This is a genomic window from Bacillus sp. 2205SS5-2, from assembly GCF_037024155.1.
In the GTDB taxonomy this organism is placed as follows: domain Bacteria; phylum Bacillota; class Bacilli; order Bacillales; family Bacillaceae_K; genus Bacillus_CI.
Window position 1 is genome coordinate 36324 of the sequence record NZ_JAYKTS010000010.1, and the last position, 15877, is coordinate 52200.

The following is a 15877-nucleotide window of genomic DNA, read 5'->3' on the forward strand; positions in this document are numbered from 1 at the left end:
CGGAGGAATATTTACCTTCTCATCCACTTAATGGCGTAGCCGTTAAATGGATGAGAAGGTCACCAAGCGAAAGCGCGGTAGATGGAAGAATATAGACATAGAAAAAAGGGCCACTACTTGTTAGAATCAAAGTCGACAAAAACCGATTCAAAGGAGTGAACCCTTATGAAAAAAGATAACATAAATCATCCGAATTTAAAAGAGTTAGAACAAGTTGTTTGGAGGGAGCTACAGAAAACCTACTCCCAAATCATGACCAGCCTCTTGTCGGATATAGACGATACTATAGCGAAAGAACGAGATACCAAACGATACCGCCATCAGGACAAACGAACGGTAAAGCTAGTCAGCCTTTTGGGGGAAATAGAAGTTAACAGGAATTATTATCGGGATAGAGAATCAGGAGAGTACGTTTATCTCCTTGATCGCTATCTGGAATTCGAGGGTGCGGGGGATTTAGTCCCTTGATAGAGGAAGCAGCGATTGAACTAGCCATTACCGGGCCCTCCTATAGAAAAGCAACTCGAACACTGGAAACGCTCATTGGTTATCGAGTGATCAGTCATGAGGCTATTAGACAGCACCTATTGAACGTGTCAAGTATCCCGAAATCACGTCAAACACTAAGCCAACCTGTTCTATTTGTTGAGGTGGATGGCTTATACCTAAAGAGACAAGAAAAAAGAAAAAAAGGCAAAGAAGAGAAAATAGCGGCCGTTCATCAAGGGTGGGAAGTGAATGGAAAACGTGTCTCTCTCAAAGATAAGCGACACTTTGTTCATCGGGGAAAAGAGCCTTTCTGGGAAGCGTTTGAGGATTTTCTGGTAGATACGTATGACTATGATTCTTCCGTGCATCGATTAGTGATCAATGGAGACGGAGCGAATGGGATTACATCGTGTCGAGGATATTTTAAAGATCGTGCCTTCTTTTCAATTGATCGCTTTCATGTGGTGAGGGAGATTAGAAGGTTTTTCCGTGAGCACCCACGCTATCGCTCGATGAGAAAAGCATTGGCTACCTATGACGGTGAGAAATTCATCACTGAATTGAACAGTGCAGTAGGAACATTGGAAAAAGAAACGAAAGAGAAAAAACTGGAGGAATTGATTCATCAACTGGAAAAATACCCTGAAGCGTTGGGAGATTATCGAGATTGGCTGAAGAAAAAAGGAATGGCTACCCAAGGAATGAGGCCGATGGGAAGTGCAGAAGGAACGATGAGTGTGTTCGCCAAACGACTGAAAAACGGCCGAAGTTGGGTGGAAAATGGGGCTAATGCGATGATTACTGGAATGATCGCATACTTAGATAATCTAGCGATGAAAACCTTATTCGGTCGGGTTGAAAGATGGACCGACGAAAAGAAGGAAAGAATTCTACCAAGACACTATGTATAAAAGGTCGAAAGTACAATTGGTCAAGCAACAAGAGATAACATTCACTATCTGAAGGGAAAGGCGAAAATACCCGTATATAATGCGTTACAAGGTCTTAAAGGATTTTAAAAAAACCGAATTATAATAACAAGAAAGTACCCTTTAAAAATGAATCCGCTTACCGCTTATCGTTGGGAATAAATTCCGCCAACAAATTCTTGACTCAATCGGCTGTTTAAGTAGTGAATATTGCTTTTTGTATAAATGGTAAAATCTATACGTTACAGGATTAGGTGATCTATTTTCTTTGTGTTAGAATCAACCAATTTTACAATTAGAGCTATTGAATAAAGTAATACCTTAGAGTTTTATTACGAATTCCCATTCATATACATGAATTAAAAGGGGGAATTCACTTCATGGGTATTTCGAATGAAGGAGATCTAGAAATGATCCCTTCAATTCACCGTTCATCTGTGATTGGCCCGAAATCCGTCCTCATGGGGAAAGTTAACGTAAAAAGGCTAGCTTATATAGGTTGTGGTACGCTGATTAAAGGAAATGATTCTTATCCAATCTATATCGGAGAGAGGGCGAATATCCACGATCATAGTTTGCTTCAGTGTCAACCATTGAGATTTGTTGAAATTGGGATTCAAAAATACAGCCTATATGTAGATGATGATGTTACGATATTAGAAAATACAATGGCTCATGGTCCTTTATCTATAGGAAAGAATTCATTAATAGGGCAAAACGTTCTTATTTACCAAGCAGAGATAGGGAGTTCATGTGTCGTGATGCATGGAGCAATAATTGCCAACAACGTAAAAATTCCTTGTGGACGGTTTGTTGGTCATCGTGAACATGTATATTCCCAAGCACAAGCAGATGGATTGCCAGTTGTACCTGAAAAATACCAGTTTCTTAATGAGAAAATCGTAGATTTTTACATGAGAATTAGAAAGAATTATAAGGAGAATATCGAGTTGTCCCTTTTAAACACCAAAGTCCTCTAAGCGGAGGACTTTTTTATGCCAAGTAATTATAGACTTTCGAAAGGGGAGACCACAGTTTTACTCAAGACTGTTTTCGAGACAGCAAGGAAATCGTGATAGCTATAAACCAATGGGATTTTTTACTGTATCTCCTTCAATGTAACATCTATCATAGAGGTTGATTGCCTTCAAATTCAATCTGAATACTTCATGATACATAAAAAAAGGTGCAGATCTTTTATGCCATAAAGAAAGCGTAAAGAGAGGTTTTATAGTAAAATAAAAGTAAATTAATTGTGCTGAAACGAGAAAGGATTAGATATGAATTTTACGATTGCGCAAGAATACTTAAAAAAATATTATGGGTACGATTCATTTCGTGATGGCCAAGAAGAAGCAATTAAGATGGTCTTAAAGGGAGAGAAAGCGACTGTTATCATGCCCACAGGTGGAGGGAAATCCCTTTGTTATCAAATTCCATCGCTTATGTTTGAAGGAACGACAGTAGTTATTTCGCCATTAATCTCGCTGATGAAGGATCAAGTAGATGCCTTAATTGCTATGGGGATTCCGTCTACATTTATTAACAGCACATTGTCTGCGCGTGAGACAAAGGAGAGAATTCACAATTTAAAGCAGGGTGAGTATAAGCTAATCTATATTGCCCCAGAACGGCTTGAAATTCCGTCCTTTTTACAAGAATTAGAGGAAGTAAATATCCCATTGGTAGCAATCGATGAAGCCCACTGTATCTCACAATGGGGACACGATTTTCGACCAAGCTATATGAAAATCAAAACACTATTAAGTCAACTGACTCAAACTCCAAGAATCATTGCTTTAACGGCTACAGCAACCGAAGAGGTTCGAAAAGATATATGCGATCAACTAAATATCCCAATCCAAAATTGTTTAATAACGGGTTTCCAACGACCAAATTTAGCTTTTTCGGTGATTAAAGATCAAGACCGAGACCGCTTTTTAATGGAATTTACAAAGAAAAATCAATTGGAGTCCGGAATTATTTATTGTGCAACGAGAAAAGAAACGGAAAGATTGCACAAAAAATTACAACAACAGGGTATTAATTGCGGGAAGTATCACGGTGGATTGTCCCATCAAGAAAGGAAAGAGATGCAAGAAGAATTCCTTCAAGATGAAACATTAGTGATGGTTGCTACCAATGCCTTTGGGATGGGTATAAATAAGTCTAATGTTCGATATGTCATTCACTATCAAATGCCTAGAAACATGGAAAGTTATTATCAAGAAGCTGGTAGAGCAGGAAGAGACGGAGAAGATAGTCAATGTTATTTGTTGTTTTCTCCTCAAGATATTCAGATTCAACGATTTCTAATTGATTCATCATTAAGTCAGGAACAACTCAAAAACGCTGAATTAAAAAAACTTCAATACATGATAGATTACTGCCACACTGAAAATTGCCTCCATACCTTTATTATGAATTATTTTGGGGAGGAAGATCATCCTGCATGTGGAAGCTGCGGAAATTGCCAAGATAACCGAGAACAAGTTGAGATTACGAAAGAAGCTCAAATGGTTCTCTCCTGTATGCTTAGGATGGGGGAGCGCTTTGGTAATACGATGATCGCTCACGTTTTAACAGGATCAAAAAATAAGAAGATATCGACCTTTGGCTTTCAATCCTTATCTACCTATGGACTAATGAAGGGGCGTCCCCAAAAAGAAGTGAGTAGACTAATTGACTATTTTATCTCACAAGGGTTGATTGAAGTGATAGCAGGCAAGCTCCCGATTCTCAAAGTAACAAATTCAGGCAAAAAGGTCCTGAAGGGTGAAAAGAAAATCTATCGGAAAGAGGCGTTGAAAGCGAAGGAAATCACGGTAAATGATGACTTATTTGAGAACCTTCGACATCTTCGCAAAAAGCTAGCTGAACAAGAAGGAGTTCCACCATTCGTCATATTTTCAGATAAAACTCTACGGGAATTAAGTTCAAATCAACCAACAGATTTAGAAAAGTTTTTGGACATTAAAGGAGTAGGTATTCAAAAACAAGAAAAATACGGCAACCTATTCATTCAATGTATTGTTGAATATCAAAACAGAGAATCCTTTGTCTAAAATAGAGAAAATTGAGTATGATCCCCCTATTTGAAGAAGGAGTTAAATGGGAAATGGCAAATTATTTTGCTATGCATCCTCTAAATAACATATGAAAACCAATGTACCCGATTTAATAATGGATTAAAAGGAGGAGGTAAGGGTGGAAACAGAATTAATGTTATTAAAGGATGCACGACTAGAACTGCTCCAAGAGATTGATGGCTTATCTGATGCTCAATTGAATGAAGAAATTGAAAAAGACGGATGGACCATTATGCAAGTTCTACATCATTTAGTGTTAATGGAAGAAAATGTTACAAAAATTATACGATCTACCATAGCATCTGAGGAGACTCAATTTCTTGAAGCCAAACCTGTGCATTACACCGTGAATCGGTCCATAAAAGTAGATGCTCCATCATTTGTTTATCCTAGAGAACAATCGATCACCTTTGAAGAAATAAAAAACAAACTTCAAAATTCACGTAGGAAACTTCTTTTGGTACTATCCCAAACAAATAGAAGTCTCTTAGAAGCCAGAGGTTCTGTTCATCCAGTGTTTGGTTTGATCAGACTAGACCAGTGGGTGTCTTTTATTGGATATCACGAAAAGAGACACTTAGAACAAATTCAAGAATTAAAAGATAAACAATGAATTTTTCAACCTGAATTCGAACAAATATCAATCGATTAGAATTATATCAAATGCGAATCAAAGGTTGTTAAAAAGATGTATGATTCTTTTATAGGTCAGAACTATTGGAGATTAACAGCTTTTAACCCATTGACAGGTAGTGCTAATTTTCTGCTTCGAGTATTTGTATTTTACAAAAAGTACAAATAGTCTTGGCTAAAAGGGTGTATATTAGAGGTTTCTGTAATAACTTTGCTGAAGGTTTATTGATAGTGATTGGTTTATTTAAATCAAATCATACTTACTCTTAAATCGGTCATTATTAATTGGCATAAACCATTCGTTCAAAAGAATGGTTGTTAGCATTGAAAAATCATAGGACATTCTCTCTGCTAAAATTCAATAAAAGAGGGAATGTCCAAAATTGTTTGACATCTTCGAGCATGTAACTACTATCGAAATGTGAATTTTATCTATCTGAGGTTTAGTTACAATTAATGATCGAAAAGTGGTATCTTATTTAATTCGAATGCATCATCTTTCGGACTATAGCCAACCAATCCCTTTGTTTCTTCAAGGTTAAGTCTTTTAAATCGATTATTTGAAACACCATGCAATATCGAGAAAGGCGATAAATCGGTGGCTGCTAGAGATTGTAAAAGAAGATCATTAAAGTCTCTAGGACTGAGATAGGCACTCATATCGCGAGCAGAAAGATTGTCTAAACCCTCTTTATAGTCATCATACGCTCCGATACGGATTGCAATACTTTGCAGACCCTCAGTATAAGCAAAATAAGCAGCAACAGCTTCTCCAAAACATTTACTAACTCCATACATGTTTTTAGGTCTAACAGGTGAAAAAGGGTGAATTTGGTAATCGAGAGGATAATTTTCAATCGTTTGAGCGCTAGATGCGAAGATGACTTTGCTTACAGAGTTATCTTTTGAAGCTCTAAAAATATTATATGTGCCCTTTATATTGTTTTCCAAAAGAGATTGATAAAAATCTGCATCCGGCGATGGATCACCTGCTAAGTGAATCACAATATCGATTCCTTTTAAAGCCTCTTGACATGCGTTCAAATCGGAAACATTTAATGGTATAACTTCATGAATGCCTTTATAACCTTCTAAAGCAGAAATATTCAAATCTGAAAGCCTCAGTTGATAATTCTTCTGGTTGCTTAAAAACGATGTAACTTCATTTCCAATCTTACCTGCTGCGCCTGTGATTAATATGTTTTGCATTTTTTCTCCTCCTCGAAAAACTAAAAATTTCATAAATGAAATGATATGTCTAGTATATGTGGTTGTAAGTCATGAAGAAAGCGAATAAAATTAATGGTATATATGAATATAATTCATGAGGAGGAAAGATAGTGTCCTTAGCGAAGTACGAAATATTTTCTAAAGTAGCTGAACTCAAGAGCTTTACAAAAACTGCTGAAGTGCTAGGATTTACCCAATCAGCAGTGAGTCATGCAATCACAAGTTTGGAAAGAGAATTTTCTTTCCCGTTATTTATTCGCAGTCATTCCAAAATTAAGTTGACGAGAGATGCAGAAATACTATTAATTAATATTCGAAAAATTTTGTACTACAATGATATGCTCCATCAAGAGGTAGATGCTATCAATGGATTGAAAAAAGGAAGAGTAAGAGTGGGTGTTTTTTCAAGTGTCTCTGCAGCCTGGATTCCTGATATTATCAAGGTAATGGGGGAAAGGTTTCCTCATTTGCTTATCGAATTAATGGAAGGAAATTATGACGAGATTGTTGAGTGGCTACAGTATGGGGAAATAGATTGTGGGTTTTTAAATAATATTGACCACTTAGAATCATTTGAAGTCATAAATTTAAAGAAAGATAGGCTCTTAGCTGTCCTTTCAACCGAATCTCCGTTATCGAATGAAAATCAACTTTCAATTCAAAACCTTGAGAAATCTCCATTTATCATGCCAACTTATCAATGCTACAAAGACATTTTGGGGATTTTTAATGCGAATCAGATAACTCCACAAATTAGATTTGAAAACATGAATGAAAGTTCGGTCATTTCTATGGTAGCTAATAACTTAGGGATAAGTATATTACCTGAAATGGTTATTCCTAAGTCTGTAAATTCTATTCAGGCAATACCGCTTGATCCAAATGCTTTTCGGAGCATTAGCCTTGCAGTCCGAAAGCCAGCATCTCCAGCGGCTAACTATTTTTTAGAAGTTACAAAAGAAAGAGTTGCTGGCTTGTCATAGATATAGAACCTAGCGAAAAAATTTTCACAAGCTAAAAACGCTCAGAGAGTATCTCCCAGAGCGTTTTTAGTTTAACTTAAGAAACGGATGTTTTTTTATACTCTAAATATTCGTCATAGGTCATTAACTTATCAGTAATCGTTCCATTGTCATGAATATCAATTACACGATTAGCAATTGTTTCGATAAATTGGTGATCGTGAGAGGCAAAGATCATGGATCCTTTAAAACTGATTAAGCCGTTGTTGACAGCAGTAATCGATTCAAGGTCTAAATGGTTAGTTGGTTCATTTAGAAGCAACACATTGGCACCACTTAACATCATTTTTGAAAGCATGCATCGGACCTTTTCTCCACCAGATAAAACACTAGCTTTTTTGTTTACTTCTTCACCTGAGAAGAGCATTCTTCCTAAGAAACCACGTAAAAACGTTTCACTCTGATCATTAGGAGAAAATTGACGTAACCAATCGATTAGTGGCAACTCAGATCCCTCAAAGTATTCAGAGTTATCAGCAGGGAAGTAAGCTTGAGAAGTAGTAATTCCCCATTTAAAAGATCCGCTATCAGGTTCCATTTCACCTGCAAGAATCTTGAATAAAGTGGTTTTTGCAATCTCATTTACGCCAACCAACGCAATTTTGTCGTCCTTATTCATAATAAAGCTGACGTTATCAAGGATTTTTACTCCATCAATCGTTTTGTTTATCCCTTCAACACGAAGCAAATCATTCCCAATTTCACGCTCAGGATTGAATCCTACATATGGATAACGGCGTGAAGACGGGCGAATGTCATCGAGTGAAATTTTATCAAGTAATTTTTTACGAGAAGTGGCTTGTTTCGATTTAGATGCATTCGCACTAAATCGAGCGATAAAGGCTTGCAACTCTTTAATTTTCTCTTCTTTTTTACGATTAGCATCTTGAGTGAGCCTAGATGCCAGTTGGCTGGATTCATACCAAAAGTCATAGTTTCCTACATAAACCTGGATTTTACTGAAATCCAAATCCGCAATATGTGTACAGACCTTATTTAAGAAATGACGATCATGCGATACAACAACTACGGTATTCTCAAAGTTAATTAAAAACTCTTCTAACCATTGAATGGCTGCGATATCTAAATGGTTAGTAGGCTCATCAAGTAAAAGAACATCCGGCTGCCCAAATAGTGCTTGCGCTAATAGAACCTTCACTTTATCAGAACCTGTTAGATCGGCTAGCTTTTTGGTGTGAAGGTTTTCCTGAATGCCAAGTCCTTTTAATAAGATAGCTGCTTCTGACTCAGCTTCCCATCCATTTAACTCGGCAAATTCACCCTCAAGTTCAGCTGCTTTCATACCATCTTCATCTGAAAAATCCGCCTTCATATAAATCGCATCTTTTTCTTGCATGACTTCATATAGACGCGCATGTCCCATCATGACCACTTTCAACACTTCTTCTTCATCGTATTGGAAGTGATCTTGTTTTAGCACTGCTAAACGCTCACCAGGACCTAGAGAGACATTACCTGTTTGAGCCTCAATTTCACCTGAAAGTATTTTTAGAAAGGTTGATTTTCCTGCCCCATTTGCCCCAATTAATCCGTAACAGTTTCCAGGGCTAAACTTAATATTCACATCTTCAAACAGTTTCCGATCTGCAAATCGCAAACTGACATTTGATACAGTAATCATGTATATATTCATCCTCCATATCTTTATCTAAAGTATTATAACACTTTCACGGGAAGAAAAAAATAAAAACTACAATTTCATGGTAAACGATTCAAAGATGTATGCATATAATAAAAAAAGTTGCTGTTCCGCAAAATAGTAGGTTGAACTAAAATGGAAAAGAGTGATGGATTTGAAATCAATAAAAACAAGAAAAATCCCACATGGAACCTCTTCAAAAACACCTCTTAGTTATTCTTTTTTTCCAATAGCATCAGCAATTACACTTTACACAATTGTTCATTTTTGGCTATAAATATTAGTCAAAAAGACCTTTCATTCTTATAATCAGAAATAGAGAGAAAGAAAGGTGATTTTTTGAACGTACTTAGTGATTTATTTGTAAATATAACGATTATCGTGACTCTCCTATTTGGTTATTCTCAAATATTAAAAAATAATCTTCTTACAATGAATTCTTCGATTCAGAAAAAGATGCTACGAGGCTTGGCTAGTGGCGGACTAGGGATAATGCTTATGATCTATAGTATTCAGGTGACGGAAGAAACTATTGTGGATTTACGACATATAGCCGTATTATTGCCCACGCTATACGGTGGTTGGATACCTGGTCTAGTGGCAACCATCGTGATCATTGCTGGTCGTTTTATTCTCTTTGGAATTACTACATCTGCAATTGGTGCTCTTTTTTTAATGGTTTTGGTCTATGTGGGCATTTTACTTTTAAACCTTTTTCAATTCCGTCTTTATATTAAAATATTTTCTTTTCTTTTGTATGCAAACGTCGTGTTTTCAGTAATATTGAGTGCGATTCTTAAAGATTGGAGTTTGACAAGTAACATTTTACCTGCGTATTGGGTCACTTCATTTGTCTCTGGTTTTGTTGTTGTTTATGTGTTTGAATATATTAAAACGTCTCAAGAGACATTAAGAAAATATGAAGCTCAATCATCCACCGATTTTCTTACAGGGTTAGGAAATGTCCGTTATTTTGATTCAGTTTTTAATCAACTGACCGTCGAACGTAAAGAGAAAAAAGAAGATCTTTCATTTATGTTGCTAGATATTGATTATTTCAAAAAAATCAATGATACGTACGGGCATAATGAGGGAGATGACGTCTTAAAACAGCTAGGGGCACTTTTATTAAAAAAATCGAGAATGAAAGACGTTGTCTCCCGCAATGGAGGGGAAGAATTTAGCATATTAATGCCAGATACTAATCTATGTGACGGATTAAAACTGGCCGAACTTGTGCGAAGATTATGCATTCACCTTAACCTCAGGAGAGAAGTTATTTCTGACTATATCAATTGGTGTTTCTCACTTTCCTTCGATGACGGTGCATCCTAAAACGTTAATTGAATTAGGAGACAAAGCCCTTTATCATTCTAAACATAATGGCCGGAACATAGTGTCTAAATATGATTCGGCTCTCGAAACAGTATTAGTAAATTGACAAAAAAGCATCTTGCGATTATGATGGAAAGGAATTTATAACGTAAGGGAGTTTGTTCTATGTTAGGTGTCGTTCTTAACTAATCCGTAATTTCATACGGTCATTTCTGCTTAGAAAACAAGGTGTTTTTGCCTATGGTTTGAAATGATAGTTAAGAACAATGGTCATCACATAGCTCTGAACGGATTTTCTGTTTAGCTGTGTCTTCCAGACATAGCTTTTTTCATACAGATTTTTTGGTTACTTTCGTTCAATCTTTTGAAAAGACCGCAATAGACATTGTTCTTTGCGGTCTTTTTGTATCTAAATTTAGGAGGAAAAAAATTGAAAACAGAAATGCTTAAAGTTCTAGAATTTGAAAAAATTAAAGAAGATATCAGTTCTTATGCGTTAACATCAGAAGGAAAGAATAGAATTCATTCGTTAAAGCCTTCATCTCACAAAAAGAAAATCGAGGCTTGGATAAATGAAGTTGGCGAAGCTGAAGCGGTAATTGGTATCAGTTCATCCGTGCCTATTCATGGATTAGACGGGATGGGTGCTCTCTTTGGAGGATTAAATAAGGGAGTACCTCTTCGAATCGATGCATTTGTGAAACTTAGTGGATTTTTGGATCACTCCAGTAAGCTAAAACGATTCATGAAAGACAAAGAATATATTGCTCCGGTGATATCAAGCTATGTATATTCAATAGAAGAATTGCCGCATCTTCAAGATGAAATTCAACGCTGTCTTCGTCATGGTCAAGTGGATGATTACGCGAGCAAGCCTTTGTTGAAAATCCGAAAAGAGTTAACCATTGAAAAAGAGCGATTGAATGAGAAAGTGCAAAATCTTGTAAATTCCAAAAAATATACTCCCTACTTACAAGAGAAGATGGTGAGTCAACGCAATGGAAAATACGTTATCCCAGTAAAAAAAGAATACAAAAAGAAAATCGAGGGATCTGTCATCGACCTATCTGCAAGTGGATCGACCTTATATATTGAACCGTATGAGATTGCAGTTCAACAAGCAAAGATGGAGGAACTCAGCCTTCGCGAACAATCGGAAGTTGAAAATATTTTATATTACTTGACTGGGTTAGTGGAAGACAATGAGCAAATTCTTGCCGTTGCCACTGAAACGATGATCACCTATGATGTTATATTTGCCAAAGCAAAGTACAGTCAAAAAATAGGTGGACGTAAAGTAGCTTTAAATGAATCACAAGTTATCCGTCTCAATAATGCAAAACATCCATTACTAGGGGAAGATGCTGTTCCTTTGAACGTAACGCTAGGGAATGGCACCCATGCATTGGTCATCACCGGTCCTAATACAGGTGGGAAAACAGTCACGATTAAAACAATTGGTTTGTTAACCATAATGATTCAATCCGGTATTTTAGTTCCTGTGGGTGAAAATAGCGAATTGAGTATTTTTCAAAACATTTATGTAGATATAGGTGATGGTCAGAGTATAGAACAAAATTTGAGTACTTTTTCTTCGCGCATAACCAATATTATCGATATTTTAGCCCAAACGAATGATCGCTCGCTCGTGCTCATTGACGAACTTGGATCAGGTACGGACCCGAGTGAGGGGATGGGCTTGGCCATTGCGATTCTAGATGAATTATATGAAAAAGGAGCCACCCTTTTTGCCACCACTCATTTTAATGAAATGAAAGAATTTGCCAACACACGAGAAGGCTTTATTAACGGATCAATGGAGTTTGACTTAGAAACACTACAACCTACTTACCGCTTATTGATTGGCGAAGGGGGAGACAGTCAAGCCTTTGAAATCGCACTTAAACTCGGCATGCATCAGAAAATAATTGAAAAGGCTCATAGGCTTACGTATAAATTTGAGAAAACATTTGAAACAAATGACAGCCTAATTGAACGTCAGCGCAAAGAAAAGCAACTTGCATCGAACCGATATCTGCGAAGAGAGAAGAAAGAAAAACAGCAGGTCAAGGATGTGAGAAAATTTGAAAAAGGAGATAATGTCCGTATTCCAAGTGAAGATGAATTGGGTATCGTTTACGAAGGTCCTTCAGAGAAAGGACACTATATTGTTCAAGTAAAAGGAGAAAAGCGAGAGTACAACCATAAGCGCCTAACTTTATACATTTCAGCTCAAGAGTTGTATCCAGATGATTACGATTTTGATATCCTCTTTTCATCGGTAGAAGAACGCAAAAAAAGTCACCTTATGAGTAAAAGGCATATAGAGGGGCTGGAAATATTGAAAGAAGATGAGTAAGGGGGTTCGGACAGTAAACTTCTGGCAAATGATTAATATCGTCAATGAAAGAGACTTCCAAGTGGAGGTCTCTTTCATTTAGAGTGATGTAAACATGATCATTCATTATGTTTTGTGAAAATTATCATCTAGAAATAATGAATGGATTGTATATTATTGGACCATTTTCTGGGATGGAGCCATCGGGAGTTGCGCAGCATAATGATAAATTTTGGTCGATGAGTGTTGCGCATTGTAACCTAACAATATGGGTCGAGATACAATATTTAGAGGCGGATAGTCTCCGTATTCCCTATCATGTCGCGAATAAATACAGCTTTTGAATTAACCAAGGATGCCTCTACCTTACTTGGGGATAGCAGAAAGAAGCAGAGGTAATTCATCATTTATAACTTTTTTAGGGTACATCCCTCAGCCACTAGTACTTTCTTAAAAAGCAAATTTTTTAAGGATTTCTACTTTGTCATGGCTGAATTGGTGAGGGGAATCGAAAAATAAACAGAAAATCTACACAGATTTCTTCTTCCATGGATGAAGGGAAATGGGTAGGGGCTAGCGAAACTTAACAAGTAGAAAGAAAAAATATTCCATAAAGGATATATGCAAGAAAGCAATCTATTATGAGAGTTAAATTTGCAAGACTAATTTTGTATAGTTTGTAGCTAGTAATACTGAAAATAGCTAGGTTTAGGCATTCTGTTTGAGATTACACCTGAAATGATACCCGAAACAAAGCTAAATCATAGATAATAAACTGATACGAAACGTAACAAACTTTGCGAAAACAGCCTTTTTACCAGCATGCACTGTGAGAATAAATGAATAAAAATTTGACGACAAAAAGAAGGATAGGATGATATGAAAGGGGAAACAGATGATACTTCGAGAAATAATGACCCGTATTTCCATAGCATTAACCAAAGAGGACACACTAGAAAAAGCAGTGAAAATTATGAAACAATTAAAATTTAATGTGATACCCGTGATTAACCATGAGGGAAGACTTTGTGGAGTTTTTACGCGGACTTCTATGCATGAAATGATTCTGTCTCATCTGGGGGCGAAAGATTGCATTGGTCCCTACGTCATAAATAAGGCGGTGGCAATTGAGGAAAACACTCCTTATCATCAAGTGGAGGCATATGTGAGAAGCAGCTCAGTAGGGACGGGTGTTGTGGTAGATGATCGACATCGTCCGATTGGCCTATTCACTAAAACGGATATGATCAGTGCTTTGTTTCAACGAACTCAATCTTTCTCTTATCAACTACAACAGATTCTTCAATCTTCTCAATTAGGGGCAATTATGACAGATGAACAATACACCATTCTTTTTAATAATGAAAAAGCAGGACAGTTACTGAATCAGCAAACTCTTGAAGGAAGAAAACTTTATGAGTTTTTCCCTTCATTAAATGAAGGAAAGATCAAACGATTAAAAGTACAAGATCATTTCGTTTTGTTCCGGATGTCCTCTTTTGAAAGAGGGTTGAATCAAAAGGGTTATATCTCCTTCCTTCAAGACGTTTCAGATGCAGAAGAGATGGCGTCGGAATTAAAAGTCGTTCAACAGATGAAAAATGTGTTAGAAACAGCGATGGAACATGCCTATGATGGGATTGTCATGGTGAACAAAGTGGGGGAAATTCAATTAATCAGCCCGCCGATGTGCGAGTTATTTTCGATTGAACGGAAATCGGTTTTAGGTAAGTCAATTTCATCGGTGTTGCCACAACTAAATATCACCTCGGTTATTCAAACTCATCACGCTGAAGTCAGCGACGTCTTAGAAATTCAAGGAATCAAGTACATCGTTAACCGACTTCCCATTATTGAAGATGGGGAAGTCATAGGTGCGATAGGGAAAGTCACTTATCGTCAATTAGATGAAGTGAAAAAAGTGCTTAAAAAGCTAGAACAAATGGAAAACCAAGTCCAATATTATAAAAATCAATTAAAGCAAAAAGATTCATCTCAATATCAATGGGAACATATTAGAACAAGAGATGAAGAAATGGAAAAATTGATTCGAACAGCCATTAAAGCGGCGCGAGGACTTTCGACCATTTTGATTCGTGGAGAAAGCGGAACTGGAAAAGAGCTGTTCGCTCATTCTATTCATGCTTCTAGCGGACGGCAAAGCAAACCATTTGTGACCGTGAACTGCGCTGCGATTCCAGAGCAATTATTAGAGTCCGAGTTTTTTGGATACGAAGAAGGTGCCTTTACAGGAGCGGCACAAAAAGGAAAAATTGGAAAATTTGATTTAGCTAACGGAGGGACACTATTTCTAGATGAAATCGGGGATATGTCACTAACCCTTCAAGCGAAAATGCTAAGGGTTCTTCAAGAAAAGGAGTTCTATCGTGTTGGGGGTACCAAACGAGTTAAGGTAGATGTTCGGATTATAGGGGCGACCAATCAACCGCTTGAGAGGCTAGTTGAGGAAGGGGATTTTCGGGAAGATTTATACTACCGCCTCAACGTGATATCTTTACATATTCCTCCGCTTCGGAATCGCTCAACAGATGTGGAGCTGTTAGTACATCATTTTATGGAGCATTTTAATTCGATTCTAGGAACAAGTGTGGTGGGAATAAATAAGGATGCTCTTCAGTATTTGAGATCCTATCACTGGCCAGGAAATGTTCGAGAGCTGAGCAACGTGATAGAGCGGGCTATGACATTTGCTGAGCATGGACAGATTCAGAAAGAAGATTTACCCGATAATTTAATTATGCATGTTCAAGCTAGCAAACCATCACCCTCAAATCAAACGATGAGGGAGCTTCAATGGGATGCAATTGAAGACGCCATAACAGTCAGTAAGGGAAATAAATCAAAAGCAGCTGAACTATTAGGTATTAGTCGATCGTCTTTGTATGAAAAATTAAAGAAGTTATCCACCCCCTCTCGATAAGTGTCCAGATTTTGGACACTTTTTTTATTTTTGTCCAGAAACTGAACAAAACAGAAGATGGCTGGATTCCTATTTTAGATTAATAACTTACTTTTCTGAATTTTTTAACAGAAAAAAATATAGGTAAGAAATGGTTTTGTCTTGTCTAGTTTCATGCGTAATTGACTCTATATCATAAGTCAATCCTTGTCATTAGGCAAAGGGGACTCAT

Annotated in this window: 10 protein-coding genes and 1 pseudogene; 9 read left to right on the forward strand and 2 right to left on the reverse strand. The window is 37.0% G+C overall.

Annotated elements, in window-relative coordinates; genetic code table 11:
- The first annotated feature begins 165 nt into the window (after positions 1–165).
- The 5 genes from U8D43_RS08795 (at position 166) to U8D43_RS08815 (ending at position 5120) form a co-directional block, all read left to right on the forward strand.
- The gene (locus U8D43_RS08795) at positions 166–468 is read left to right on the forward strand and encodes a UPF0236 family transposase-like protein (RefSeq protein ID WP_335870817.1); all 303 of its coding nucleotides are present in this window, start codon (positions 166–168) and stop codon (positions 466–468) included.
- Complete coding sequence (locus tag U8D43_RS08800; RefSeq protein ID WP_335870818.1) at positions 465–1400, forward strand: ISLre2 family transposase; 936 nt, start codon at positions 465–467, stop codon at positions 1398–1400. Before U8D43_RS08795 ends, U8D43_RS08800 begins: the two co-directional genes overlap by 4 nt.
- 398 nt (positions 1401–1798) lie before the next feature.
- Positions 1799–2398 carry an LbetaH domain-containing protein gene (locus U8D43_RS08805; protein WP_335870819.1) on the forward strand — a complete coding sequence of 200 codons (600 nt, stop codon included), beginning with the start codon at positions 1799–1801 and terminating at the stop codon, positions 2396–2398.
- A gap of 300 nt (positions 2399–2698) precedes the next feature.
- Positions 2699–4483, forward strand: a complete 1785-nt coding sequence (recQ, locus tag U8D43_RS08810; RefSeq protein WP_335870820.1) for a DNA helicase RecQ — start codon at positions 2699–2701, stop codon at positions 4481–4483.
- Positions 4484–4625: 142 nt separating this feature from the next.
- Positions 4626–5120 carry a DinB family protein gene (locus U8D43_RS08815; RefSeq protein ID WP_335870821.1) on the forward strand — a complete coding sequence of 165 codons (495 nt, stop codon included), beginning with the start codon at positions 4626–4628 and terminating at the stop codon, positions 5118–5120.
- A 473-nt stretch (positions 5121–5593) separates the two neighbouring features.
- On the opposite strand, the gene U8D43_RS08820 is transcribed toward U8D43_RS08815, so the two are convergent.
- Positions 5594–6349, reverse strand: coding sequence for an NAD-dependent epimerase/dehydratase family protein (locus tag U8D43_RS08820; protein WP_335870822.1), 756 nt, complete (start codon positions 6347–6349; stop codon positions 5594–5596).
- Positions 6350–6480: 131 nt separating this feature from the next.
- On the opposite strand from U8D43_RS08820, the gene U8D43_RS08825 reads away from it, so the two are divergent.
- Complete coding sequence (locus tag U8D43_RS08825) at positions 6481–7353, forward strand: LysR family transcriptional regulator (protein WP_335870823.1); 873 nt, start codon at positions 6481–6483, stop codon at positions 7351–7353.
- 76 nt (positions 7354–7429) lie between these two features.
- Here the strand turns inward: U8D43_RS08825 and U8D43_RS08830 are convergent, their stop codons facing one another.
- Complete coding sequence (locus U8D43_RS08830) at positions 7430–9034, reverse strand: ABC-F family ATP-binding cassette domain-containing protein (protein WP_335870824.1); 1605 nt, start codon at positions 9032–9034, stop codon at positions 7430–7432.
- Positions 9035–9484: 450 nt separating this feature from the next.
- On the opposite strand from U8D43_RS08830, the pseudogene U8D43_RS08835 reads away from it, so the two are divergent.
- The 3 genes and pseudogenes from U8D43_RS08835 (at position 9485) to U8D43_RS08845 (ending at position 15666) form a co-directional block, all read left to right on the forward strand.
- Positions 9485–10493: pseudogene (locus U8D43_RS08835) on the forward strand (GGDEF domain-containing protein).
- A 324-nt stretch (positions 10494–10817) separates the two neighbouring features.
- Positions 10818–12746 carry an endonuclease MutS2 gene (locus tag U8D43_RS08840; RefSeq protein ID WP_335870826.1) on the forward strand — a complete coding sequence of 643 codons (1929 nt, stop codon included), beginning with the start codon at positions 10818–10820 and terminating at the stop codon, positions 12744–12746.
- An 874-nt stretch (positions 12747–13620) separates the two neighbouring features.
- On the forward strand, positions 13621–15666 hold the full coding sequence (locus tag U8D43_RS08845; protein ID WP_335870827.1) for a sigma 54-interacting transcriptional regulator: 2046 nt from the start codon (positions 13621–13623) through the stop codon (positions 15664–15666).
- Positions 15667–15877: the final 211 nt, after the last annotated feature.